At 35.0% G+C, this 23,864-nt stretch carries 27 protein-coding genes; 11 read left to right on the top strand and 16 right to left on the bottom strand.

The genetic code is table 11. The annotated features are described in order from the left end of the window. Window positions 1-101: 101 nt before the first annotated feature. The 8 genes from rplU to rsfS all read left to right on the top strand — a co-directional run bounded on the left by rplU (window position 102) and on the right by rsfS (window position 4,265). A complete protein-coding gene (rplU, locus tag BLS20_RS03485) occupies window positions 102-410 on the top strand; it encodes a 50S ribosomal protein L21 (RefSeq protein WP_090172257.1) in 309 nt (102 codons plus the stop codon). Between the two features lie 18 nt (window positions 411-428). Further along, window positions 429-758, top strand: a complete 330-nt coding sequence (locus BLS20_RS03480) for a ribosomal-processing cysteine protease Prp (RefSeq protein WP_090172254.1) — start codon at window positions 429-431, stop codon at window positions 756-758. Between the two features lie 4 nt (window positions 759-762). After that, window positions 763-1,053 (top strand): 50S ribosomal protein L27, encoded by a 291-nt coding sequence (rpmA, locus tag BLS20_RS03475; protein WP_090172252.1) that lies wholly within the window; start codon window positions 763-765, stop codon window positions 1,051-1,053. Between the two features lie 68 nt (window positions 1,054-1,121). Beyond that, window positions 1,122-2,408, top strand: a complete 1,287-nt coding sequence (obgE, locus tag BLS20_RS03470; RefSeq protein ID WP_090172250.1) for a GTPase ObgE — start codon at window positions 1,122-1,124, stop codon at window positions 2,406-2,408. A gap of 12 nt (window positions 2,409-2,420) precedes the next feature. After that, complete coding sequence (yhbY, locus tag BLS20_RS03465; RefSeq protein ID WP_090172248.1) at window positions 2,421-2,717, top strand: ribosome assembly RNA-binding protein YhbY; 297 nt, start codon at window positions 2,421-2,423, stop codon at window positions 2,715-2,717. Window position 2,718: 1 nt separating this feature from the next. Continuing rightward, on the top strand, window positions 2,719-3,321 hold the full coding sequence (gene nadD, locus BLS20_RS03460) for a nicotinate-nucleotide adenylyltransferase (RefSeq protein WP_090172246.1): 603 nt from the start codon (window positions 2,719-2,721) through the stop codon (window positions 3,319-3,321). 5 nt (window positions 3,322-3,326) lie between these two features. Further along, complete coding sequence (gene yqeK / locus BLS20_RS03455; RefSeq protein ID WP_090172244.1) at window positions 3,327-3,914, top strand: bis(5'-nucleosyl)-tetraphosphatase (symmetrical) YqeK; 588 nt, start codon at window positions 3,327-3,329, stop codon at window positions 3,912-3,914. Beyond that, window positions 3,915-4,265, top strand: a complete 351-nt coding sequence (gene rsfS, locus BLS20_RS03450; protein ID WP_090172242.1) for a ribosome silencing factor — start codon at window positions 3,915-3,917, stop codon at window positions 4,263-4,265. Window positions 4,266-4,561: 296 nt separating this feature from the next. On the opposite strand, the gene lexA is transcribed toward rsfS, so the two are convergent. Further along, window positions 4,562-5,176: a transcriptional repressor LexA gene (lexA, locus tag BLS20_RS03445; RefSeq protein WP_090172240.1), complete on the bottom strand. Its 615-nt coding sequence runs from the start codon at window positions 5,174-5,176 to the stop codon at window positions 4,562-4,564. 441 nt (window positions 5,177-5,617) lie between these two features. Here lexA and iscB point away from each other — a divergent pair, with 441 nt between their 5' ends. The 3 genes from iscB (at window position 5,618) to dtd (ending at window position 7,844) form a co-directional block, all read left to right on the top strand. Next, window positions 5,618-6,910 carry an RNA-guided endonuclease IscB gene (gene iscB / locus BLS20_RS03440; RefSeq protein WP_090172238.1) on the top strand — a complete coding sequence of 431 codons (1,293 nt, stop codon included), beginning with the start codon at window positions 5,618-5,620 and terminating at the stop codon, window positions 6,908-6,910. Window positions 6,911-6,979: 69 nt separating this feature from the next. Next, a complete protein-coding gene (yneA, locus tag BLS20_RS03435; protein WP_090172236.1) occupies window positions 6,980-7,297 on the top strand; it encodes a cell division suppressor protein YneA in 318 nt (105 codons plus the stop codon). A gap of 100 nt (window positions 7,298-7,397) precedes the next feature. Continuing rightward, the gene (dtd, locus tag BLS20_RS03430; RefSeq protein ID WP_090172233.1) at window positions 7,398-7,844 is read left to right on the top strand and encodes a D-aminoacyl-tRNA deacylase; all 447 of its coding nucleotides are present in this window, start codon (window positions 7,398-7,400) and stop codon (window positions 7,842-7,844) included. Window positions 7,845-7,918: 74 nt separating this feature from the next. On the opposite strand, the gene BLS20_RS03425 is transcribed toward dtd, so the two are convergent. From BLS20_RS03425 to mreD, 15 genes are all read right to left on the bottom strand, one after another. Beyond that, window positions 7,919-10,006, bottom strand: a complete 2,088-nt coding sequence (locus tag BLS20_RS03425) for a methyl-accepting chemotaxis protein (RefSeq protein ID WP_090172231.1) — start codon at window positions 10,004-10,006, stop codon at window positions 7,919-7,921. A gap of 144 nt (window positions 10,007-10,150) precedes the next feature. Next, window positions 10,151-11,221, bottom strand: coding sequence for a tyrosine-type recombinase/integrase (locus BLS20_RS03420; RefSeq protein ID WP_090172229.1), 1,071 nt, complete (start codon window positions 11,219-11,221; stop codon window positions 10,151-10,153). Between the two features lie 178 nt (window positions 11,222-11,399). Further along, window positions 11,400-12,314, bottom strand: coding sequence for an RluA family pseudouridine synthase (locus BLS20_RS03415; RefSeq protein WP_090172227.1), 915 nt, complete (start codon window positions 12,312-12,314; stop codon window positions 11,400-11,402). After that, on the bottom strand, window positions 12,295-12,813 hold the full coding sequence (gene lspA / locus BLS20_RS03410; protein WP_090172224.1) for a signal peptidase II: 519 nt from the start codon (window positions 12,811-12,813) through the stop codon (window positions 12,295-12,297). The genes BLS20_RS03415 and lspA overlap by 20 nt, the downstream gene beginning before the upstream one ends. Further along, complete coding sequence (gene aroB / locus BLS20_RS03405) at window positions 12,810-13,904, bottom strand: 3-dehydroquinate synthase (protein WP_090172222.1); 1,095 nt, start codon at window positions 13,902-13,904, stop codon at window positions 12,810-12,812. Before aroB ends, lspA begins: the two co-directional genes overlap by 4 nt. A 37-nt stretch (window positions 13,905-13,941) precedes the next feature. Continuing rightward, entirely contained in the window at window positions 13,942-14,706 is a 765-nt protein-coding gene (locus BLS20_RS03400; protein WP_090172220.1) for a YlmH family RNA-binding protein, read from the bottom strand. Between the two features lie 2 nt (window positions 14,707-14,708). Then, window positions 14,709-15,248: a cell division protein SepF gene (locus tag BLS20_RS03395; protein WP_090172218.1), complete on the bottom strand. Its 540-nt coding sequence runs from the start codon at window positions 15,246-15,248 to the stop codon at window positions 14,709-14,711. A 6-nt stretch (window positions 15,249-15,254) separates the two neighbouring features. Then, the gene (locus BLS20_RS03390) at window positions 15,255-15,953 is read right to left on the bottom strand and encodes a YggS family pyridoxal phosphate-dependent enzyme (RefSeq protein WP_090172216.1); all 699 of its coding nucleotides are present in this window, start codon (window positions 15,951-15,953) and stop codon (window positions 15,255-15,257) included. Window positions 15,954-15,970: 17 nt separating this feature from the next. Next, a complete protein-coding gene (locus tag BLS20_RS03385; protein ID WP_090172214.1) occupies window positions 15,971-17,347 on the bottom strand; it encodes a biotin/lipoyl attachment domain-containing protein in 1,377 nt (458 codons plus the stop codon). A gap of 97 nt (window positions 17,348-17,444) precedes the next feature. Then, entirely contained in the window at window positions 17,445-17,864 is a 420-nt protein-coding gene (locus BLS20_RS03380) for a twitching motility protein PilT (RefSeq protein WP_090172212.1), read from the bottom strand. 96 nt (window positions 17,865-17,960) lie between these two features. Then, window positions 17,961-18,962: a D-alanyl-D-alanine carboxypeptidase family protein gene (locus BLS20_RS03375; RefSeq protein ID WP_090172210.1), complete on the bottom strand. Its 1,002-nt coding sequence runs from the start codon at window positions 18,960-18,962 to the stop codon at window positions 17,961-17,963. After that, window positions 18,946-19,341 (bottom strand): methylglyoxal synthase, encoded by a 396-nt coding sequence (locus BLS20_RS03370; RefSeq protein WP_090172208.1) that lies wholly within the window; start codon window positions 19,339-19,341, stop codon window positions 18,946-18,948. Before BLS20_RS03370 ends, BLS20_RS03375 begins: the two co-directional genes overlap by 17 nt. Before the next feature lie 31 nt (window positions 19,342-19,372). After that, window positions 19,373-20,491, bottom strand: coding sequence for an FtsW/RodA/SpoVE family cell cycle protein (locus BLS20_RS03365; protein WP_341443181.1), 1,119 nt, complete (start codon window positions 20,489-20,491; stop codon window positions 19,373-19,375). Between the two features lie 5 nt (window positions 20,492-20,496). Next, entirely contained in the window at window positions 20,497-23,349 is a 2,853-nt protein-coding gene (locus tag BLS20_RS03360) for a penicillin-binding transpeptidase domain-containing protein (RefSeq protein ID WP_090172206.1), read from the bottom strand. Further along, window positions 23,342-23,860 (bottom strand): rod shape-determining protein MreD, encoded by a 519-nt coding sequence (gene mreD, locus BLS20_RS03355; protein ID WP_090172204.1) that lies wholly within the window; start codon window positions 23,858-23,860, stop codon window positions 23,342-23,344. The genes BLS20_RS03360 and mreD overlap by 8 nt, the downstream gene beginning before the upstream one ends. Window positions 23,861-23,864: the final 4 nt, after the last annotated feature.

Genomic DNA, 23,864 nt, shown 5'->3' with positions numbered 1-23,864 from the left:
GTCATGGTATTATACTTGAGTATGCCGCACAACGAGGTTTTGTAAAGTATACCATAACGGTATCACCAAAGTTGGCGAGTAATGATAATAGGAGGTGCCATATGTACGCAATTATAGCAACAGGTGGTAAACAGTACAAAGTATCCGAAGGCGATATCATTACCATTGAAAAGCTTGAGGCAGGTGAAGGTGACAAGGTTACTTTTGATCAGGTTCTCGTAGTGAACGATGGAACATTAAAGGCAGGAACACCAACAGTAGCTGGTGCGAGTGTTGAAGCTAGCGTTGTTAAGAACGGACGCGGTAAGAAAGTCATCGTTTACAAGTATAAGAGAAAGACTGGATATCACAAAAAGAACGGTCATAGACAGCCATATACTCAGGTTAAGATTGAAAAAATTAATGGCTAATCGTTTGGGTGAATAGTTATGACGAAAATAACTGTTTACAAAAACAATTCGAATCAATATATAGGATTTAAAATGACCGGTCATTCTGGATTTGCGCAAGAAGGCGAAGATATTGTCTGCGCCGGAATTTCGGTTTTGGCGATTAATACCGTCAATTCGATTGAGTTTTTAACCAAACAGCAATTTACTTTGAATGACGATGAAATAAGCGGTGATCTTGAGATGAGATTTTCATCTCCTGCACAGGAAGATACTGCTTTATTGATTGAGTCCATGATACTGGGACTTAAGATGATTCGAAAACAATACGGAAATAATTATATTACACTAATGTTTGAGGAGGTGTAAGATCATGTTAAAAATGAACCTTCAGTTTTTTGCTCATAAAAAGGGAGTTGGTTCTACAAAGAACGGTAGAGACTCAGAATCTAAGAGATTAGGAGCAAAGAGAGCAGACGGACAGTTCGTAAAGGCTGGAAATATTCTTTACAGACAGCGCGGAAGAAAGATTCATCCGGGTACTAATGTTGGTATTGGTGGAGATGATACTTTATTTGCAACGGCTGACGGAATCCTTCGTTTCGAAAGAAAAGGAAGAGATAAGAAAGTAGCCAGCGTATATCCGGTTGCAACTAACGAATAAAAATCTTGATTTTTTAGTCCGGCTAATTATTTAGTCGGACTTTTATCATTTAGGCAGGAGGTAACAATATGTTTGCAGATCGCGCAAGAATAATTATAAAATCAGGCAAAGGCGGCGATGGTCATGTTAGCTTTCATCGCGAAAAATATATTGCAAATGGTGGACCGGATGGTGGCGACGGAGGCAAAGGCGGCGATCTCATTTTCGAAGTTGATCCTGGTCTAAATACACTTTATGATTATCGACATAGAAGAAAATTTGCCGCCGAAGATGGTGAGGAAGGAGCCAAGAGAAATTGTACCGGTAAGAATGGTCAAGATCTTATTTTGAAGGTTCCGGCCGGAACTGTTGTAAAAGAGGCACAATCCGGTAAAGTAATTGCAGATATGTCCGGAGATAATCTTAGACAGATTGTTTTAAAAGGTGGCCGCGGAGGAAAAGGAAATCAGCATTATGCAACAGCAACTATGCAGGCTCCAAAATATGCACAGCCGGGAAAACCGGGACTTGAAATTGAAGTTTGGTTGGAACTTAAAGTTATTGCAGATGTTGGCCTTGTTGGATTCCCAAATGTAGGAAAATCGACCTTTTTATCTCGAGTTACCAATGCACAGCCTAAGATTGCCAATTATCATTTTACGACGCTTAATCCAAATCTAGGTGTTGTAGACCTTCCGGAAGGTAGAGGTTTTGTAATTGCTGATATTCCCGGACTTATCGAAGGTGCATCAGAAGGAATCGGATTAGGTCATGAATTTTTACGTCATGTCGAACGTACAAGAGCGATCCTTCATATTGTAGATGCTGCATCAACAGAAGGACGAGATCCTGTAGAAGATGTTTATGCCATAAACAAAGAATTAGAAGCATACGATCCTAAAATTTTGGAAAAACCAACCTTAATAGTTGCGAATAAAATTGATGCAATTTATGATGAAAATAATGATGCCGTGCAGCGTTTAAAAGACGAATTTGAACCAAAGGGTATACAGGTAATGGCAATGTCGGCTGTATCAGGGAAAGGATTAGATAAAGTACTTTACAAAGTGGCAGATCTTCTTGATACAACAGATAAACAGCCGGTTGTATTTGAACAAGAATATTTTCCGGAATTATTTATATTTAATGAAGAACCGTATACAGCACAGTATGATGAAGAAGATGATGTATACGTAGTTGAAGGACCTAAAATCGAAAAGATGCTTGGCTATACCAATATTGATTCCGAAAAAGGATTTTTATTCTTCCAAAAATTCTTGAAAGAACAAGGAATTTTAGAAGAACTCGAAAAGCTTGGAATCGAAGATGGAGATACTGTTCGTATGTATGGTCTTGAATTTGATTATTATCAGTAAGGAGTTGTAATTTTGAAATTAACCAGTAAACAAAGAGCATATCTTAAATCACTTTCAAGTACAATGGATCCGGTTTTAAATATCGGAAAAGCTTCCTTGACACCGGAAATTATCACAGCAATCGAAGAGGCTTTTCATAACCGAGAACTGATTAAAATCAGCGTTTTAAAAAATTGTTATGATGATCCAAAACAGATGGCGCAAATGATTGCAGAACGTTCTAATTCCACGGTTGTACATGTGATTGGAAAAAAGATTGTGCTTTATAAACCGTTTAAAAAGGACCCGGTTATTGTCCTTCCTAAGTAGAATGAGAAAAATTGGAATACTAGGCGGAACATTTGATCCGGTTCATAATGGACATTTATTAATTGCAGACAATGCGATGGATGAATTTCAGTTAGATGAAGTATGGTTTATCCCAAATGGAAATTCGCCACATAAAAATAATATCGAAATAACAGACCAGGTACATAGATATCAAATGTTGCAACTTGCAACTTGCAATCATAATGATTTTTATGTAAATGATTATGAATTACATCAAAATGAAATCTGTTATACCTATAAAACATTGGAATATTTAGTAAAAGAATATCCTGATGATAAGTTTTATTTTTTAATGGGAGCAGATAGCCTTGATTATTTTATGGAATGGAAAAAGCCTGAGAGGATTTGTGAATTATCACATATTTTAGTTACAGTTCGCGATGATCTTGATGACCGCGAAGTATTAGAAAAAATCAAGCAACTGAAAACCATCTATCAAGCCAATGCTGATTTGATTAAAATGACCGCATTTTCTGTTTCATCGAGTGATATAAGAAGGAGAGTCAAGAATAAACGTTCCATACGTTATCTTGTTCCGGAATCCGTTCGTAATTATATTGAAAAAGAAAAATTATATTTATAAAAATCATGACAAGTAAGTACGATTCTATAAAAAAACAATTACAAAACACATTAAATGAACATCGATTTACACATACGCTCGGAGTTGCTTATACTGCATCAGCACTTGCAATGCGCTATCAAGCAAATGTTGAAAAAGCTTTTCTTGCCGGTCTTTTGCATGATTGTGCAAAAAACATACCATCTGATAAGATGCTGCAAATATGCAAAGAAAACGAGATTCGTATTTCTTCGGCAGAACAATCTAATCCACAACTGTTGCATGCAAAATTAGGTGCTTATATTGCCAAAGAAGAATACGCAGTTCATGATGAAGAAGTATTAAATTCGATTCGTCTTCATACAACAGGAGCTCCCAAAATGACTGTATTAGATAAAATCATTTATATTGCCGATTATATTGAGCCAAATCGTAAGGAATTACCGCATATGGCGGAAATTCGTCATCATGCGTTTGAGGATCTTGATATGGCAATGGAAGAGATTACAACAGATGTTTTGAATTATCTAATATCTAATGGTAATGTGATTGATGAGATGACATTAAATACACAACGTTACTACCAACAACTTAACAAAGAAAAGAGGAATTAAATGGAATGTTCACAAGAAATGGCAAAGATTGCATATGAAGCTTTACAAGAAAAAAAATCAGAAGATGTTAAAGTAATCGATATTCAAAATATTAGTGTATTGGCTGATTATTTTATCATTGCAAACGGTACCAATCCAAATCAGTTAGAAGCTATGAAAGATGCCGTTGATGAAGCTTTATATAAAGCCGGCTATAAAGTAAAACAAGTCGAGGGTAATAGAAGCAGCACCTGGATTTTATTGGATTATGAAGATATTATTGTCCATATTTTTTCAAAAGAAGATCGATTGTTTTATGATTTAGAACGAGTATGGTCAGACGGTGAAGAAGTTGATGTTACGACTTGGTAAGCGAGTCTTGACTTCAGAAAAAGCCTTTGAATCAGAGATTTGATTCAAAGGCTTTTATTATTTTACGGTTTAGAAAACTAAGAAAGTGTTTTAACTCAGTCGGAGAAATCCCCCACCTCTAAGCGTTAGCGTAGGTGGGGGTTATGACAAACTATACTCAGTCGGGGGACAAGCTCCGACTGAGTTAAACGCTCCGCGAGGATGCACACGGATTCGGACAGGAATTTGTCTGCTGAAGCAGACCCGAATCCGGCGCGCAAGACTCGCGAGCGAGTCTTGACCGGAAAAAATTTTCATTATAAAAATCTAAATACACCAAATACTTTTCCTAAAATTTTAACCTGGTTTACAATGATAGGCTCCATAGAATCATTTTCCGGTTGGAGTCGATAATAACCATCTTCTTTATAATAAGTTTTTACGGTAGCTGAATCATCGATTAAGGCAACAACAATATCACCATTTTTGGCAGTGTTTTGTTGTTGAACTAATAAATTATCACCATCAAAAATACCAACATTAATCATACTTTCACCGGATACTTTTAGCATAAAAGTTTGGGAATTAGGCATGAATTCAGATGGAATAGGAAAATAACTTTCTACATTTTCAACTGCTAAAATAGGCTGACCGGCAGCAACTTTACCAACCATTGGTACATTAACGACTTCCCGTCTTGTCAAATTGAATGAATCATCAATTATTTCGATTGCACGCGGTTTGGTAGGATCGCGTCGAATATAGCCGTTTTTCTCAAGCGTTTCAAGATGTGAATGTACGGAAGAGGTTGATTTCAAATGAACTGCATCACAGATTTCACGAACAGCAGGCGGATAGCCTTTATTTAAAATTTCCTTCTTTATAAATTCTAATATTTCACGTTGTTTATCTGAAATTTTTCCATAAGACATAACCAAATTCCTCCTATATAAGCTGTAATAATAATAGCATAGGCTTAAAAAAAAAGCAAACATATATTCCGAAAATTTGTTCGAAAAATATGTTGACAAACACTTGTTCTGATATTATAATAAAACCACAAACAAAACATTTGTTCGCAACACACGTTCGGAATATGGAGGATGTCGTATGTCAACTACCACGCACCTAAAGGTACGTGGCTTGTAAAAGCCACAAGTTGACTAGCCTAAGTTCTTTGAGAACTACGTTACCCACAAATATATAGTTACCTTGGAATGTTTAGCCTAGTTCCAAGCTCTAAGGTATGTGATTAAACAATCCTGTGTGGTAGGGATAGTGTTGCATACATAAAACTGTGGGATAACATTGGCGAAGGCTTTCTAACCACTCTTCGGAGTGGGTAATTAAATTATTGAAAGGAGCATAGCCTTATGGTTTATGTACTAAATCAAGACGGACAACCTATAATGCCTACAAGAAACCATGCTAAAGTGCGTGTGCTTCTAAAGAATGGCAAGGCAAAAGTAATTAATCGTTGTCCGTTTACAATACAACTTTTATATCCGTGTGATAACCAAACGCAATCTATCTCTTTAGGTGTAGATGCAGGAAGTAAGCATATTGGAATATCAGCGACTACTAAAGGTGATAGTACAGGAGCAAGAGTTCTTTACGAAGCTGATGTGACGTTGAGAAATGATATTGTAGAACTTCTATCTACGAGAAGAGAAAATCGTAGAGCAAGACGTAACCGCAAGATCAGATATCGTAAACCACGTTTCGACAATCGCCGTCGCAAGGATGGTTGGTTAGCACCGTCGGTTCAGAACAAAGTAAATACGCATCTTACAGTTGTGGCGAACGCCTGCAAGATACTGCCGGTCACAAAGATAGTTGTTGAAACTGCAAGCTTCAATCTACAAAAGCTTAAAGCTGACCTTGAAGGTTTAAAACGACCGGAAGGAATCGAGTACCAGCAGGGCGAACAGTTGGGCTTTTGGAATATCAGAGAATATGTATTATTCCGCGACGGTCACACCTGCCAGTGCTGCAAGGGTAAGTCAAAGGATAAGATACTAAACGTCCATCACATCCAGAGTCGCAAGACAGGTGGTGATGCGCCAAATAACTTGATCACTCTTTGTGAGACGTGCCACACTGGATACCACAAAGGCTTAGTAAAGCTTCCCGAAAGTATAAAACGGAATAAGCCTCTAAAGGATGCAACATTCATGGGCATCATGCGGTGGGCGTTCTATAACAAGGTCAAGGAAATATATGTTCCGCAGGGCATTGATGTACACATGACATACGGATACATCACTAAGAATACCCGCATAAAGAACGGCTTGCCTAAAGAACACTACATAGATGCAAGGTGTATAAGTAATTATCCAGAAGCTATTCATCCTTGGAATAAAACAGAAGTTTATTATCAAAAGAAAGTACGTTGTCACAATAGGCAGATACACAAAATGTCTATTCATAAGGGCGGTGTGCGCAAACTAAATCAAGCCGAATATCTTGTTAAAGGGTATAGGTTGTTTGACAGAGTGCAATATCAAGGAAAAGAATATTTTGTATTTGGCAGACGTAAAAGTGGATTCTTTGATATTAGGACTTTAGACGGAGAAAAAGTTAACAAAGGCAGTATCAGTTACAAGAAATTAAAATTATTGGAAATCTCAAAAGGATTCTTAACAGAAAGAAAGGTAGTGGCATAGCTAAACAGCGTTCCTCCCACCACCTAAAGGTAGTGGGTTTCCACGCTTGGCTTGCCGAGGTAATTATTTATGAAAACAAGGATATATTATAGATCACATTTTATAAAGTTTGTTTTACTAATCTGTTTATTAATTGGAATCTTATTAATTGGATTTAGGGCGGTATCGGTTACTGCAGGGCACACTGAGGTGTTTGATTCGCAAGAGAAATATTATACAAGCATAATCGTCACATCCGGAGATACTTTATGGACGATTGCTGATGAATATATGGGGAATCATTATGATCAAGCGTCAGATTATATTGAGGAAGTTGTTTCGATTAATCAGCTTCAAAGTGATACAATTCATGCCGGAGAAAGTTTGGTTATTCCTTACTTTAAATAAAATTTACACATTATCTATTTAAGAAAAATCCGAATTTTTTTCGGGTTTTTCTTTCGCTAAAGATATGCTATGATGTTCAAAAAAGTAGGAGTGTGGCATAGTGAAATTCATAATACAAAGAACATTAAATGCATCTGTTGAAATTGATGGACAGGTTATTAGTGAAATTGGGAAAGGCTATCTGGTATTCATCGGGATATGCGAATCTGATACGAAAGAAATAGCTGACAAACTAATTCGTAAAATGATTGGTTTGCGAATATTTGAAGATGAGAACGGAAAAACGAATTTATCTTTAAAGGATGTTGAAGGTGAGATATTATTGGTTTCTCAATTTACACTTTATGCCAATTGTAAAAAAGGAAATAGACCATCCTTTATTGAGGCTGCTAAACCGGATTTGTCAAAGCCTTTATATGACTATATAGTAGGGGAAGTAACTAAGCAATGTAAATGCGTGAAATCAGGCGAATTTGGTGCAGATATGAAGGTGTCTTTGATTAACGATGGTCCGTTTACTATTATTCTAGATTCGAAAGAATTATAAATTATAAAAATGCTCTTAATCAGGGATTAAGAGCATTTTTTATTCCTTAAGTATTTGATATTATATTGTCATGATTATTCATCTTGTAAAGGTGATTCTTCAAATTTAGACATTTCTTCTTTTAATACATTGATATCATCTAAATCTGCATCCGCTCCCGATTTTATTGTTCCCATAGAAGCAACGAGAACATTGACATTTTCTGTAGCTTCAGCTACGCCGGTTGAGCATTCGTTAATAGTAGTAGATACAACCTGAATTGAATTTGCAACGGATTCAGTAATTCCTTGTAAATTATCCATACTATTATTATAGGAATTAATAATTTCTTCCATGTTTTCCGCATCTTCATAATAATTATCGGCCGCTTTTTCAAAATCATCATAATCGCGAATAACAACATCGCTCATCATAGACATCATATCATTAGAAGCTTCCATAAGATCATTAACTGAACTTACAACGCCTTCGGAAATGCTTTGAATATTATTAGCTGTTTCTCTTGATGAATTAGCAAGAAGACTGATTTCATCAGCAACAACTGCAAATCCTTTGCCGGCTTCACCAGCTCTTGCGGCTTCGATTGAGGCATTAAGCGCAAGAAGATTGGTTTTGCTGGCGATTTCTAAAATATCATTGGTAAGATTGGTAATTTCATCAACCTTACGAGAAGCATTAATAGCATCTTCAAGACTTGCTTTCTTTTCTTCAAGTTCATTTTGAATCTCATTTTTACTATTGATTGTATTTTCTTTAATTTCTGAAGCACGTACTTTAATTTCATCAACTAAGGAAGCGCCACGATCGGATTCGCCACCAACGGATTCAACAGTTTCTAAAACTCTGCCTGCATCTTGTGCAATTGTTTCAGCAGATACAGAGACCTGTTCCATAGAAGCAGAAAGTTCTTCCATAACAGCAGAAATATTCATAGAAGATTCTGACGCTTCTGTAATTACATCATTGGTAGTAATTGTATTTTCTTGCACACGGTTAGTTGTATTTCTTACAGAACCAATTACATTATTTAAGGTATCAACAAAATGATTGATACTTTTTACAAGCTGTCCGGTTTCATCCTTAGCTTTAACCGAAATTTTGGTTGTAAGATCACCATGACCTTCGTTAATATCTGAAATAAGTTTATTTACCTGATTATTTGCAACCTGCAATGGCTTTGAAATGTTTCTAGCACAAAGGAAGATGATGATAAATGCGATAACGAAACATACAATTCCAATAATGAAAGCAGATTTATACAGTTGAGAAGTTTGGTCTGAGAACACACTTCCTTCGACAGAAACCTGACAAAGAAAATTATCTGAAACCACATAGCCGGTATAATTTATCTCGTTCGTATATGGATCACTAAAAGAGAAGTAACCTTCTTTGTTTTCTAGTTGTTTATTCCATGATTCCGGATCTAACTCATTCATATTTATAGTTAAAATAGACTCAGTATCTGGAGAAGCAACAACAATACCATTTAAATCAAAGAGTTTGATATCATAAACATCATCGCTTACAATTTTTTCTGTCATGGTTGCTAAATCAATGGAATTATTGACAGCACCAATAACTTCACCGGTTTTCGGATCCGTAATTGCATAGGAAATTACATATACCGGATTTCCGGTAACAGGAGAGACGTTATTTCCAATGAATTCTCCATTTTCTACGCATTCAAGATAAAATTCCTCTTCACTTACGTCATGTAAAGTTTCGTTATTGGATATATCAGCATAGCCGGTTGATCCGACAGTGATAAAGAAATTTTCATACAGATTTCCCGATTGCTCCTGAATGGCTGCAAGATATTCGGCCATTGTATTTTGATCTTCTTTATCAATCGTACCATTCGTAGCATATTCCTGGCATGCTTCTACAACACTTGCGCTTGTTGATACGGCTTTTGTTAAAGTCTTTTGTGCATCAATATATTGCTCTAAAGAACTAAGCTTATCATCTGCAAGTGTTTGCAGATTTTCCTGTGCATTTGTTGTTAAAGAATCGGATGCGAGATATGTGCTGATAAAAGTACTTACAATAAGTGGCACTACCATACATAAAATTGCAACCAAAAAAATTCGCCCAAAAATACCAATGCCTTTACCCCTCAAATCCCGTTTGCTTCTACGAGATCCGCTTTTGTTTTTTTTCATAATAATAGAAACCTCCTAACTTTTTATCCCTAAGCCAAAGACTTTAGTATCATTATCATAGACTTCAGACGAAATAGCAATATAAAATTTACAGAATATTCCTATTATTACAAACTTTTATTTCATTCGATGAAATTTGTATCGTTAATGATTACGTTTATAATCCACGGCATTAGCCGCTCGGCGTTTATGCTCGTCTTCAATTGCAGCATAGTAATCAATAGTGGTATTAATATTTTCATGTCCTAACACATCTGCAACAAGACGAATATCGCCGGTTTCACGATAGAGAGCAGTACCATAGGTACTACGAAGCTTATGCGGGGTGATTTTCTTATTTTTCACCACAAAAGCAGCATATTTTTTAACCAGTCGCTCAATTGCATCTACACTGATACGTTTAAACTGCATAGAGTAAAAGAGTGCATCTTCATGTCCATCTTGTGGAATAACACGACTGCGTTCTCCATTTATATATTCATTTAAAACCTGAATAATTTGATCTCCGATATATAAAATGTCCTGCGAACCACCTTTTCGCACAATCGTTATGGTTCCGCCTCGTAAATCTACATCTTTTTTATCAAGACCTGCACATTCTGATACACGAATCCCGGTACCAAGCATGAGAGTCACAATCGCAAGATCGCGTTGCTGTGTTTTGGCGAGAATCTTTCGTTGATGCTGCGACATTTGTTCATTTCCATATTTCACAGCATTGATAATATCTATGACTTCCTGGTTATTCATTCGCACAATGTTTTTGTCTTTTTTTATTTTAGGCATCTTAACAAGCTGCGTAGGATTGTTTTCAATATTATGATGTTCCAAATGGTATTTATAAAGGCCCCGAAGCGCTGATAATTTACGTGAAATGGCTTTTTTTTCATTAGAATGCGATTTACCGTCCGCATCATCCTCAGAATATTCGAGGAAATGTTGATATTCAATAATGTCATGAGAATTCAAATATTCAATATCAGATAGTTTAAATTGTTTTAATTCGACATTCTTATAAGCCGGATTATAAGTTTTAAGATATGTTAAAAACGTTCGAATATCACGCGAATACGAAATCAATGTACTTGGCTGAGAAGATAGTTCTTTATCATAAATAAAATCCGACACAAATTCCGGAAGCTCACTTAATATCTTACGAAGCAGCATAATCTGATGTTGTTTTTTTGATTTATAGTAAGATGAATCTTTAGCCATATTAATATACTCCTTTTAAAAATATACTCTCTAGCGGAAAAACAGATATTTATCCGCTAGTTTCATATCTCTATATTACTACTTTCCATTAAGAAAGTCCAGTAATATCAAGCAAATACAAGAATCTTCCGAATAAAAAAGAAGGTCTTTACTTAGCTGACCTTCTTTTTACAAATGCTTATTCATTTTTTAATTTAAGCTTCCTTAATTTTTCCTCAAAGTATTTTGGAAGTGGCGCCTTAAATTCTAGATATTCTCCGGTTGTCGGATGAATAAAGCCTATCGTTTGGGCATGTAAAGTCTGTCCCTTGAGATTTTTAACAGCTTTCCCATATACTTCATCACCTAATAATGGATGTCCAATGGATGCCATATGAACTCGAATCTGATGCGTGCGTCCGGTTTCTAATTGAAATTGCATATAAGTATATCGTTCACTTCTAGAAATCACTTTATAATGTGTAATAGCATCTCGTCCGGACACTTCGTCGATTGCCATTTTTTTGCGGTCTTTTTGACTTCGTCCGATTGCGGCATGAATGGTTCCTTCGTCTTCTTTCACAACGCCTGTCACAATCCCTACATATATACGCTTTACAGTATGTTCTTTAATTTGTTTGGCGATATGATTGTGTGCAATATCATTTTTACAAACAATCAAAGAGCCTGTTGTATCTCTGTCGATTCGATGAACAATTCCCGGGCGAATTTCTCCGTTAATACCGGATAATGAATCTTTACAATGATATAATAAAGCATTTACTAAGGTATGACTATCATGGCCTGCAGCTGGATGAACAACCATGCCTTTGGGTTTATTTACAATTAATAAATCACGATCTTCATACAAAATATCAAGCGGTATATTCTCTGCAATAATTGGAGTTTCTTTTAATTCAGGCAAAATCACGCAGATTTCATCCCCGATTACCGGTTTATAGCTTGATTTTACCGGTTTTTGATTTACGAAAACCGATTCATCTTTTAACAAATTTTGAAAAAAAGATCTTGTATAGCTAGGATACAACTTTGATAAAAGTTTGTCAATTCGTTCGTTATTGTTTTCTGTTAAATTATGAACCAGCTTCTCCATTTTGCTTCCTCTTTTTGAAGATCAGATTGAAATCTTTATCTTTATAGATAAATAACAAGCTAACAATTAATGCAATCGCTCCGGCTGTAACATAAATATCCGCAACATTAAAGACCGGGAAATTAATAACCTTAAAGTAAAAGAAATCTACAACATATTGTTGTCTGATACGATCTATAAAATTTCCTAAAGCTCCGGCGACTATTAAAACACAGATACTGTTTAATAAGAAAAATCTTTTGTTTGATGGTATTTTCCTATAAATCATTACGACTACTGCTACAATTACGATTGTAATAAGATAAAAGAAAAATTGTTTTTCCTGTAGTATTCCAAAGGCTGCACCATGATTTTCCAAATAATTTAATTCAAATACGTTTTTTATGATGACATATGCATCCTGATTCTTAAGATGAGTTACAGCTGCGTATTTAGTAACTTGATCTAAAACTAAAAGAATGATAATGCAAATATATCCAATTAATTTATTTTTTTTCATAATATTTCCTCAATAGCATCTAGGATATTAGCATCGTTAAGTTCTTTTGTAATATAGGCATCTCCGATGGTATGAAGCAGGATAAATTTGATTTTACCGGCTTCCATCTTTTTGTCAGATTTTGTTGCTGCAAGAATATCATTTGCACACAGACCGCTGTTGTTTAAAGATACCGGTAAATTGAAACTAAAAAACAAATCTTTTATCATGTCATACTCATCCTTGGTAATATGACCAAGCTTCATTGATAAATAAGAAGCACTGATACTTCCTATTGCAACACAATGACCATGAAGCATTTCAAAATTCATCAGTTTTTCAACTGCGTGTCCAATGGTGTGACCATAGTTAAGTAATGCCCTATCGCCTTGCTCTGTTGGATCAATTTCTACAACATGCTTTTTTATCATACAAGATTCATAAATCATTTCTTCTAAAGCTAAAATATCTTTTAACTTAATTTGAGCTGTATGCTCTTTGATCCATTCAAAATATTTCTTGTTTTTGATAAGCGAATGCTTGATGATCTCACCCATTCCGGAAGAAAACTGATTAGAATCAAGAGTATTTAATACGCTGAGATTCATGTATACCATAAGTGGCTGGTAGAATGCACCTACCATATTTTTGTATTTCATACAATCAACACCGGTTTTTCCTCCGATACTGCTATCTACTTGAGATAACAAAGTGGTTGGCACCTGGATAAATGGGATACCACGCAAATAAGTGGCAGCCGCAAAGCCTGTTAAATCTCCTACTACGCCTCCTCCAAGTGCAAGCAGATAATCTTTACGGTCAAAATGATTTTCTATTAGATATTCATATAATTCCGATACAGTATCAAGATTTTTTTGCTGTTCTCCTGCTTCAAAACAAAATGAATAAATATGTTCAAAATGTTTAGTCAATTCAGCTTGAACGACATCAAGATAGAAATCCCGGACATTCGAATCTGTAACAATACATATTTTAGAAGTTTTAGGTAAATCTAATAAAGCCAGTTCAGCAGCAAGATCAGTAAAATCATTTCTGATATGAATGTTATATTTATGTTTTCCATGATAAGAAACCGGTATGTTTTTTGACATGATTTGCTCCTTTATTTCTTAGCAGAACTTAGTTTTGCTAAATATATTTTTCATAAACAAGTTTTAGTTTTCCTTTTTTACTAATTCCATTAATGTGTATTAATGAATATTTTCCGTAACCACGTACTGAAATGACATCACCTTCATTACATTTATAGGTAGATTTTTCAACACATACGGAATTGACAAATGTTAGTTCCGATTTGATATAATGATCCGCCATAGTTCGAGACGTTCCAAGTAATGCTGCAATGATACAATCCAAACGCATTGAAGTTACCGTTTTGCTAATTGTTTTTGTCTTTATAGCAAATTGAGATATTTCCTGGTTGTATATACTACATTTTACATTGGTATGACGAATTTTCTTAAGTTCGCCCATGATAAAATCACAGATATGTTTTTGGCAAAATACATATGCACCATCTTCTGAAACCAAAATATCACCGATCTGATTTCGTGTGATTCCAAGATGCATTAAAGCGCCCAAAAAATCACGATGCGATAAAGATTCGGCGAATTTTTTATTCTTGGGTTCTACTTTTATGCAAATAATAGGATAATCGAAAGAATCATTTTCATCAAAAGAAAGAGCATCAGGAATAAATGCTATCATCTGACGCTCTGCTTTTTCATATCCACCAAACAATTTATAATGATCACAAATCTCATTCTTATTTTGAAGAAAAAAACTTAATTCATTTAAATTCAAAAAATCAGAATAAGTAGTCTCATAATACTCTTGTGCTCTGCGGGATAAATCTTGTAATCTTTTTAATAAAAATCGTATATCCTCATTCATAATTAGTAATCGGATCGTTTCCCATTTACATTGAAAGAATCAACGATTGTCTGAAAATCACCTGAAACATCTACACTTGCCGGTGTGATGATGAAGATATAATTCGTTATCTTCTGCAAATTACCATTTATTGCAAATGTTGCACCGGAAACAAAATCGATAATTCTCTGTGCAACATCAACATTTAATCCTTCAAGATTCAAAACAACCGTTCGATTTACTAATAAAGTCTCAACAATTTCACTTACTGTTTCAAATGAATTAGGTTTTATAACGCAAACTTCCATTGCGCCATTCTTTTTGCTTGAACGCATAGGTGTTATTTTTGAAGATGCCTTCTCACGATCGCGAGATTTACGCTCATAGGAAGAACTTTCATAAGATTCATCATCAGAAGCTGCTTTTTCTCTACGAAGATTTCTACGGGATGGCTTTACTTCCTCTTCTTCATCATCATAATATTCATCATAAAAGCCGTCTTCTTCCTCTTCAGGATTTAATTTCATAACATCAAGAAACTTATCCAGTACACTTACTGCCATATTATCTTACTCCTTCTTACCATAATCTCTTTCACCGAAAATGCCGGTTCCTACACGAACCATTGTTGCCCCTTCTTCGATTGCCACCATATAGTCTCCGGTCATACCCATTGACAATATATTCATATCTACATTATCAATGTTTTTGGAAGCGATGTCAACAGATAATTGCTTTATTTTGTGGAAAAAAGAACGATTTTCCTCAGCATCCACAACATATGGGGCGATGGTCATCAGTCCTTTTATCTGCACATTTGGCATCTTAGAAATCGTATTTACCATTTCGTATACTTCATTTTCGTTTATACCAAACTTACTTTCTTCATGTGCAATGTTAACCTCTATCAGAATCGGGATAACACGAGATGCTTTTTGTGCTTGCTTATTAATTTCTTCTGCAAGACGTATCGAATCTACAGAATGTATAAGAGAAACATACGGTGCGAGATATTTCACTTTATTTCTCTGCAAATGACCGATCATATGCCAATGGATATCCTTTGGCAATGCTTCACTTTTTCCCGTCATTTCTTGAACTTTATTTTCTCCAAATTCCCTTATTCCACAATTATAAGCTTCTATAAGATCTTCATTGGGTTTTGTTTTACTTACCGCTATTAATGTGACTTCCTCGCGATTTCTGCCGGATTTTTCACATGCTTTGCAAATGTTTGCTTCCACGTCTTTTAGATTTTCGCTTATCATTTTTTATCTGCCTCCTGTTAATTGACAAGTTCTCCCTCAGAAATAATACTTCCGTCAAGAGCAATATGATCATATTGATTCAATCCGTAATCTGTATCATCTGAAATAATTGCATATTCAGCATTTTGAGCAGTAATTTCAATTTGCTTAAATATAGCATATCCTTTATTTATATTGTAAACACCTTTTAGAGATTTGGTTGTTTTTACCGTATATGTTTCATCCGAATCCGGTTTTTGAATAACGGTTCCTTCTTCTAACGCATTAGGATCAATATAATAATAATCATCATCCTCATAATAGATTGTTAATGCTTCAAAAACAACATTATTTGATTCTTCTTGTTTTACCAGTAATCCTTCATCGCTAGAATCATTTCCTTTTGTAAAATAGTCTTTTGGTATCACATAAAAATCTTTTTTTGTAATTGCTGATTTTGGAATCTTTAATCCGCTTTGGGTATCAATTTCAAGCTTTACGCTAACAAATCGATCTTCACTGTATCGAATCATGGAATTATTAAAGGTCAAAACAAGATATTCTTGTTTATCAATAGTTTTGAATTTTACAGCGCCCCATATGGATTCACCATCTTTTTTTATGGTGATTTTGAGATAATCCTCATCCGCAATAAGCTCTTTTGTTTCTTCGGAAATTGGAATTAACATCTTCCATTTTTCGCTGGTAATTATTTTATATACACTCGTTTCTGCAGTAACATTTTCTAATGAAGATAGAGAAGTTTTGCTATAACTGAGAGAATCGAACTGATCGGCAGTTATATTTTTCAGAGTAACATCTTCATAGCCGTCTACATAATATTCAATAATTCCATCAGTCGGCGCCTGGTAAATATGAAAGCTGTCATTGGACGAGAGATTTTCGGATTCTTCAAGCGCATCTAAGGCATCAATACTAAGCACCTCTGACACTTTTGAATTTAAATTGGTTTTAAAACTATAAATGGATGAAAATGAATCATCCTCAAATCCCCCCATATAATCACTGATTTGCGAAGCTAAAGAAGAAAATTCATCTGATGTAATAGAAGAACCATCCATTGCTGCTTCTTTAATCTTTTGATAATAAGAACCATCTTCGTCGATTGAATATATGGTATCACCTTTTCCGATTTTGGATGCATTCTCTTGATAGAAATTTAGATATCCGGACTCTTCACTATTTATGACTTTTTCAGAACGAAGAATCAATCCGGTATATTCATTGCCTTCCGCTATTTCGCCAGTCTGCACTTCATAAATTGTTACATGTTTTTGCGTGGCATAAGCAACCATCTGGAATACAAGATACACAAAAATCACCAGAAAAATAATAATTCCAATATTTAATTGTATTGGTCTTTTGTATTTAACAATTTTATTACTTGATGACAATGATAGATTCTCCTTTGGTCAAGACTCGCTCGCGAGTCCGCGAAAAAACAGCTACGACAGAGATTCCATCGTAGCCATTATACATTCAAACTTTACTTTATAATGCATCCGTTACTTTCGCAGCTACCGAAGCCGGTAAATCAGCCTTATTTTTTGATAAACTAATTGTAACATTCACATTAAACTTGGAGGCAATCTTATCTAATCGTGTTATTGCGAGTTCTAATTCCTTGTCCGGAATCTTAGAAACTTTAAGAAAACTGTCTAAAAAGATATCTTCAAGATCATTATCACTAGATAATATTCCGCAGACAAATCCAACAAATTCAGCACCTTCTTCAATTGGATAATCCGAAATATCGATTAATCGAACCTTTTTATCGAGTTCATACATCCTCTTAGAATCCTTATCAATAAATACGATATTTCCGGCATCATTTAAAACTGCCGTATTGACTTTGTCTAAGAGAATCTTCGTCTTACCCTTGCCTTTTTCCCCGCAAACAATTTGTACCATAGCAATTCCTCCTGTTTCGAATGCATATTACCGTAACCATTTTTCTTATAAATATTATATAAGATTCCAGAATATAAGACAACATCAGCCGTCGAATTAATTGGAAAATTCTGTTAATATTTCATTCATGTATTGATATAAATCAGCATGCGAATTGGCATGTAAAACGATCGAAATATACGGAGTCGCTTCATCTTTTTCACTTAATAATACAAGACATGAACCTGCTTCATTGGTTGTTCCTGTCTTGCCGCCAATGACGGTTATTCCTGTTGGTGCCTGCGTAGTTCCATTCTTATACCAGTTTGTAGATGACCATTCTTTTGTCACAGTTTCACCAGAAGAATTTTGGTATGATGCACTATATTCTTTAGTTGAAATAACTTTATAAAAATCTTCGTTTTCCAATGCTTTGTTAAATATCAAATACAAATCGTATGCAGTTGTATAATGATCATCATCATGTAAGCCATTAGCATTTACAAAATTAGTACCGGTTGCACCTGCAGCCAATGCCTCTTTATTCATTAATTTGGCAAATTCTGAAACAGATCCTGAAATATGTTCTGCAATAACATTTGCTGCATCATTACCGCTACACAACATCAATCCGTAAATAAGCTGTTCGAGGGTAAGCGTATCTCCGATAGCTAATCCGGCATTTGACGAGTCACTAGGCAGTGAACTTAATGCTTCTTCAGATACAGTAACTTCATCACTAAGATTGCCATACTTAATGGCAACATAAGCCGTCATAATTTTAGTAGTGCTGGCCGGATACATTTTATCAAATAAGTTTTCTGCATAAGATACATTTTTCGCATTTATATCAAAAAATCCCGCAGAAGTATCCATGGTATTTTCAATCTGGTCGATACCATAATCTTCCATTCCAATGACACATAAATCAGATGCAAAATAATCTACACATGAATAACTATCCGAATTTACAAGTCCATACTGCGCTGAAGTTACAAGCGTATCATACGCATCCTCTAATTCAATTTCCTTTTGAAAACTGCACCCGTTTACAGCAAATAAAAGGGTGCAGATTACTATTGATATTATAATTGATTTGGTTTTATTTATACATTTCACGCCAAGCTAAATCTCCTCTGTCTAATGCTAAAATTAAAATTTCTGCCGTTGCGAGATTTGTTGCCAACGGGATATTGTGCGTATCGCATAAACGTACAATTCGATTCACATCAGGCTCAAATGTTTTTGGAGTCTGAGGATCTCGCAAAAATATTACAAGATCTAAATTGTTGCTTTCAATCTCTGCTCCGAGCTGTTGACTTCCGCCGAGATGACCATCTAAAAACTTGTGAATATTCAAATTCGCAACTTCCTCAATCAGTCTTCCTGTGGTTCCTGTTGCATATAATGTATTTTTTCCTAATATTCCCTGATAGGCGATACAAAAATTTTGCATTAATTTCTTTTTAGAATCATGTGCAATTAATCCTATATTCATATCACTTCTCCTTCCAAATTTTTTAGTTACATTAATAAAGCTTAGGTTGCATTCCAACATTCAATACTATTCCAAGTGCAATATATAAGGAAATCAGCGATGTCAATCCATAACTGATAAATGGTAAAGTTACACCTGTATTCGGTAATAATCCGGTTGTTACACCTATATTGACAAAAGCCTGAAAACCAATCCAACATCCCACGCCTATGCAGATTAGTCGACCGCCCATGTCTTTTGCTTTCCTAGCTAAAATAATACACTCAAATACAATTAAAAACAATAGAATAATAATAATTGTGCAACCTACAAAACCTATTTCCTCGCCAGCAACAGCGAAAATAAAATCTGTTTGAGGTTCTGAAATATAATTACCATTCTTTACAGAATCAATAGCATCATTATACAAGCCTTTGCCGAAAACTTGTCCGGATCCAATTGCCATAATGGAATTAATGGTTTGTAATGCAAGCTGTGGATAATCATCCGGATGAAGCCAGGCAAGAATTCGATTAACCTGATATTGATGCGATTCCGAAACTGTTATTGTACCACTGACAAGTAACGCAATACTAATACATATTACCGGTACAACAATTCCCAAAAAGCCTAAAACAATCTTATAATTCAATCCAGCCACAAAAATGATAGCTGCAAAAATAACCACTATTACAATTGACGAAGATAAATCCGGTTGTAACAAGACTAATGCTACCGGAATAATCAGCAAAACAACTGCAGTTAACAGGCCTTTCATCGTATTAATCTGGTCTTTCATTTTCAAAAACAAGGCGGCAAAAAATAAAATAAGTACTATTTTTGAAAGTTCGGTAGGCTGGAATCGAATTCCGGCAATATTAAGCCATCTTGTAGCGCCTCCGGAATCATCACCAAAGATTCGTACTGCTATGAGCAATACAAAATTGGCGGCGTAAAAGACCCAACTATATTTTAGCAGCTGATTGTAATCGATAAAGGATACAATCACCATAATTATTAGACCCATTATCAAACCGGCTATCTGTTTGTTTTGCACCGAAGCTTTTGCACTTCCGACCAGTAATACGCCAATAATAGATAATACTGCCGCAAAAAATACCAGACGGAAGTCAAAATATTTGATTTTATATTGTTTAAATATAGATAACATAATTATTAATCCCCAAATGAATTAGAATTATCTGAAATCGTTTCAGCTGAATTAGTCAAAATATCTTCAGCAGATGTTTCTCCAAAATAGTATGAAATTACTTTTGCCGATAAATCAGCAGCATTTGAAGAAGAATAACCGTAAGAAATTCTTGTTGCAATCGACATCTCAGGATTGTTATACGGGGCATAGCCAACAAACAATGCATGATTTGCCCGTGATGTATCTTGCTGCGCTGTACCGGTCTTACCGGCAACTTTAACCTCTAAATCATCAAACTGTTCATGTTCTTCTACTACCATTCTCATACCGGAGTGAATTGCATCCCAGGTAGAATCAGAAATTTCTGTTATTTCATTCTTGACTTCCGGAGAATATTCTTCTAGAACATTTCCATCTGAATCCGTCACTTTACTTAATAAAGTATAGTTATAAACGGTTCCACTGTTCGCTACAGCTGTTACGTAACGCGCAAGCTGAATGGTTGTATAGGAGTTATTACTTTGTCCTATTGCTGCTGTTACAGGATATTCATCTGCAATGCTAGGCTCACTTTCTGATATTTCAATTCCCGTAGTGGAATCAAGACCAAATAAAGAAGCGTATTTTTGAATCGTACTAATACCCTGATCCGCATCATAGTCACCATTATTCAAACTCAAACGATATCCAACTTCATAAAAGAAATAGTTACAGGAATCTCGGATTGCTTCTGATACATTGATTGATCCATGTGTACTTGGATATATCCAACATTTTGGATTCGGTGATACTTTCTCATAAACTCCTTTTGTCTTTATTGTCTCGCTGGTTGTGATAACCCCCTCGGTAAGTCCGGCTGCAGCGGTTACCATCTTAAAAGTCGAACCAGGTGCCGTCTGTTCCTGTGTAGCATGATTATATAATGGTAACGAATTGTCCGAACTTAATGAGGCATAATATGTCGCATCCACAGAACCGGTAAATTGATTGTTGTCATATCCGGGATAAGAAACACAAGCTAATAATTCACCCGTCTGAGTATCTGTAATAACACAAGATGCAGAACAAGGATCCAAACCAATCTGCGCCGGAGTTAATTCGATATCTTTTATCTTTTCTTTTAAAAAGCTATAAGCACTTGTAGCACCACTAGCAAGATTACTTCGTTCATCGCCGGAATCTTTTAAAACGCCCTGATCAAACAGCGCCATACATAATTGTGTACCTGTTACGGCATCATCCTGAACAAGATAATAATAAATCTCTTTTGCAAATTCACTATCTGTTTCAATTTCCGAAATGATATATTCAACCATGGCATTGTATAGTTCTTCAGAGTCTGAATATTTCTCATCAACTTCAAAATCAGCAGTATTTACCCACGATTTTTCAATGGCATAATTTAAATATTCATAAACCGAGATGGAACCATCTGCCCACTTAAGATAAGTTTCATCCGTCGTATCAATTTCATCCGTCATTAAGATTCCATCGGATTTCAACAAAGAAATAATATAAGTTAAATAATCTTGTTTTTCTTCACTTAAATCTTCAAAATCAGTATCGTCTGATAACAACACTTTTTTCATAGACTTTAATACAGACTTTTGTTTTTTCTTAAATGTGTTATATATCTTTTTTTCGTTCTTGGTAGAATCATCATCTCCAAATGTGCTCAAATCAAGTACATTATTATCTATGAGTGCAAAATAAACATCATAAATCGGAATCTGAATATCAGATGAATCTACAGATGATGTGTTATAAGATTTTACATTTACAATTTTGTTGTATAAAATACCTGCAAGTTCCTGTTCAATCAGATTGTAGGTTACTTCTGTAAGCTCTTTATCAATGGAAAGGTATACATTATTACCGGCGGATGCTTCTGTTGTCTCTCCGGTTTCTAATACCTTTCCGGTGTTGTTTACATATAATGTCTGGCTTCCTTTTGTTCCCTGAAGTTCTTCCTCCATAATCTGTTCAATACCGGCTTTACCAACGATATCATTTTGTGTATAACTATCATCTTCTGCCGATAATTCTTCATATTCTTCGGTAGAAATCTTTCCGGTATAGCCAATAATATGCGAAAAATATTCACTGTCTACATACTTACGGATGGTATCTTCAGAAATTTCTATACCCGTTAAAGAATCCGCATTTTCTTTTACAAATGCCACGGTTTCTTCACTGACATCTTCGGCAACTGTTGCCGTAATATATTTTGAATAAGAATATTGACTTAATTCATAACGAATCACAAGAATTCTGTAAAAATTATTTCGATCTTCGTAATCTTCTTCATTCAAATCAAAATGGTCTTCGCTTGCCAAATAACGAATAATCTGATTGGCCGTTGCCTGTGATTCTTCACCGCCGATTTCACTGTTATATTCCAAATCGTCAGTGCTTGAATGACCAAATACATCAGCTTTAAATCTGCTAAGCGAACTTCCTTCTACGTTAAATTCAAACTTGCCATCATCATTTAAGCTAATCCCAAAAGAATTCGTAATTTCATCCCCGTTTTCGTCCAGTTCTTGCAAAAGCTCATAAATCTCTGCATTCAAAGAAGCATTTTTTTCTTCGGTACTATCATATTCTCCACTATCTTCAATCGTAACAGAATAAGCGAGCTTATTATATGCTAATACTTCTCCATTTCGATCGTAAATCAAACCTCTGGTACCATAAATTGTTTTTGTTTTTTCAATTTTCAGATTATAGTTTTCTTGGTAATATTCACCATTTATAATTTGTAGTGAAAATATCCTTTGGATTAATAAGATTGCAAGGATAATGATTACAATAGCAAAGACAAAGATTCTGGATTTTATTAAATTTTGAAAAAATTCTTTTATATGCTCAAACAAACTTTTTAGCACTCCTTTTTTCTATTTTTTCCAGATGTGTATTCACTTTTAATAAGATAAAATACAAAACTAGCGTAATAATGATGGTATATAACAACTCCGGCACAATAATATGCGCTAAATAGTATCCGAAATCTGTCTGGTTACGAAACAGAAATTGAAAGAAATAAATAATAATATTCAATCCAAAATCACTGCAGGCAATTAATAACATCGGCAGCTTTATATCATCCGGATAAAAAAGTTTTTTTGCAAGCCCATTCATAAATCCTATATATAAATATATCAGGGCATAAAAACCAAGGATTTCTCCGTAAAAAATATCAATCAACAATCCACAGAAGAATCCAATTATCATTCCTTCTTTCCGACCACGCATAAATCCAAATGCTGAAACTACAACAATCAGTAAATTAGGTGAAATCGATGCAATTTCAAGACTTTGAAATAACGTAACTTGAAGAAGGAAACATGCAATTATGATAATAATAACGGTTATAATTCGTCTCATATTC

It is taken from the genome of Eubacterium oxidoreducens (genome assembly GCF_900104415.1).
Lineage (GTDB): Bacteria > Bacillota > Clostridia > Lachnospirales > Lachnospiraceae > Eubacterium_C > Eubacterium_C oxidoreducens.
This window is presented reverse-complemented; position numbering and strand designations above follow the sequence as displayed.

Coding starts and splice junctions, on each gene's coding strand:
- rplU (WP_090172257.1), top strand. CDS start 102: ATGTACGCAATTATAGCAACAGGTGGTAAACAGTACAAAGTATCCGAA.
- BLS20_RS03480 (WP_090172254.1), top strand. CDS start 429: ATGACGAAAATAACTGTTTACAAAAACAATTCGAATCAATATATAGGA.
- rpmA (WP_090172252.1), top strand. CDS start 763: ATGTTAAAAATGAACCTTCAGTTTTTTGCTCATAAAAAGGGAGTTGGT.
- obgE (WP_090172250.1), top strand. CDS start 1,122: ATGTTTGCAGATCGCGCAAGAATAATTATAAAATCAGGCAAAGGCGGC.
- nadD (WP_090172246.1), top strand. CDS start 2,719: ATGAGAAAAATTGGAATACTAGGCGGAACATTTGATCCGGTTCATAAT.
- yqeK (WP_090172244.1), top strand. CDS start 3,327: ATGACAAGTAAGTACGATTCTATAAAAAAACAATTACAAAACACATTA.
- rsfS (WP_090172242.1), top strand. CDS start 3,915: ATGGAATGTTCACAAGAAATGGCAAAGATTGCATATGAAGCTTTACAA.
- lexA (WP_090172240.1), bottom strand. CDS start 5,176: ATGTCTTATGGAAAAATTTCAGATAAACAACGTGAAATATTAGAATTT.
- iscB (WP_090172238.1), top strand. CDS start 5,618: ATGGTTTATGTACTAAATCAAGACGGACAACCTATAATGCCTACAAGA.
- yneA (WP_090172236.1), top strand. CDS start 6,980: ATGAAAACAAGGATATATTATAGATCACATTTTATAAAGTTTGTTTTA.
- BLS20_RS03425 (WP_090172231.1), bottom strand. CDS start 10,006: ATGAAAAAAAACAAAAGCGGATCTCGTAGAAGCAAACGGGATTTGAGG.
- BLS20_RS03420 (WP_090172229.1), bottom strand. CDS start 11,221: ATGGCTAAAGATTCATCTTACTATAAATCAAAAAAACAACATCAGATT.
- BLS20_RS03415 (WP_090172227.1), bottom strand. CDS start 12,314: ATGGAGAAGCTGGTTCATAATTTAACAGAAAACAATAACGAACGAATT.
- lspA (WP_090172224.1), bottom strand. CDS start 12,813: ATGAAAAAAAATAAATTAATTGGATATATTTGCATTATCATTCTTTTA.
- aroB (WP_090172222.1), bottom strand. CDS start 13,904: ATGTCAAAAAACATACCGGTTTCTTATCATGGAAAACATAAATATAAC.
- BLS20_RS03400 (WP_090172220.1), bottom strand. CDS start 14,706: ATGAATGAGGATATACGATTTTTATTAAAAAGATTACAAGATTTATCC.
- BLS20_RS03395 (WP_090172218.1), bottom strand. CDS start 15,248: ATGGCAGTAAGTGTACTGGATAAGTTTCTTGATGTTATGAAATTAAAT.
- BLS20_RS03390 (WP_090172216.1), bottom strand. CDS start 15,953: ATGATAAGCGAAAATCTAAAAGACGTGGAAGCAAACATTTGCAAAGCA.
- BLS20_RS03380 (WP_090172212.1), bottom strand. CDS start 17,864: ATGGTACAAATTGTTTGCGGGGAAAAAGGCAAGGGTAAGACGAAGATT.
- BLS20_RS03370 (WP_090172208.1), bottom strand. CDS start 19,341: ATGAATATAGGATTAATTGCACATGATTCTAAAAAGAAATTAATGCAA.
- BLS20_RS03365 (WP_341443181.1), bottom strand. CDS start 20,491: ATGTTATCTATATTTAAACAATATAAAATCAAATATTTTGACTTCCGT.
- mreD (WP_090172204.1), bottom strand. CDS start 23,860: ATGAGACGAATTATAACCGTTATTATTATCATAATTGCATGTTTCCTT.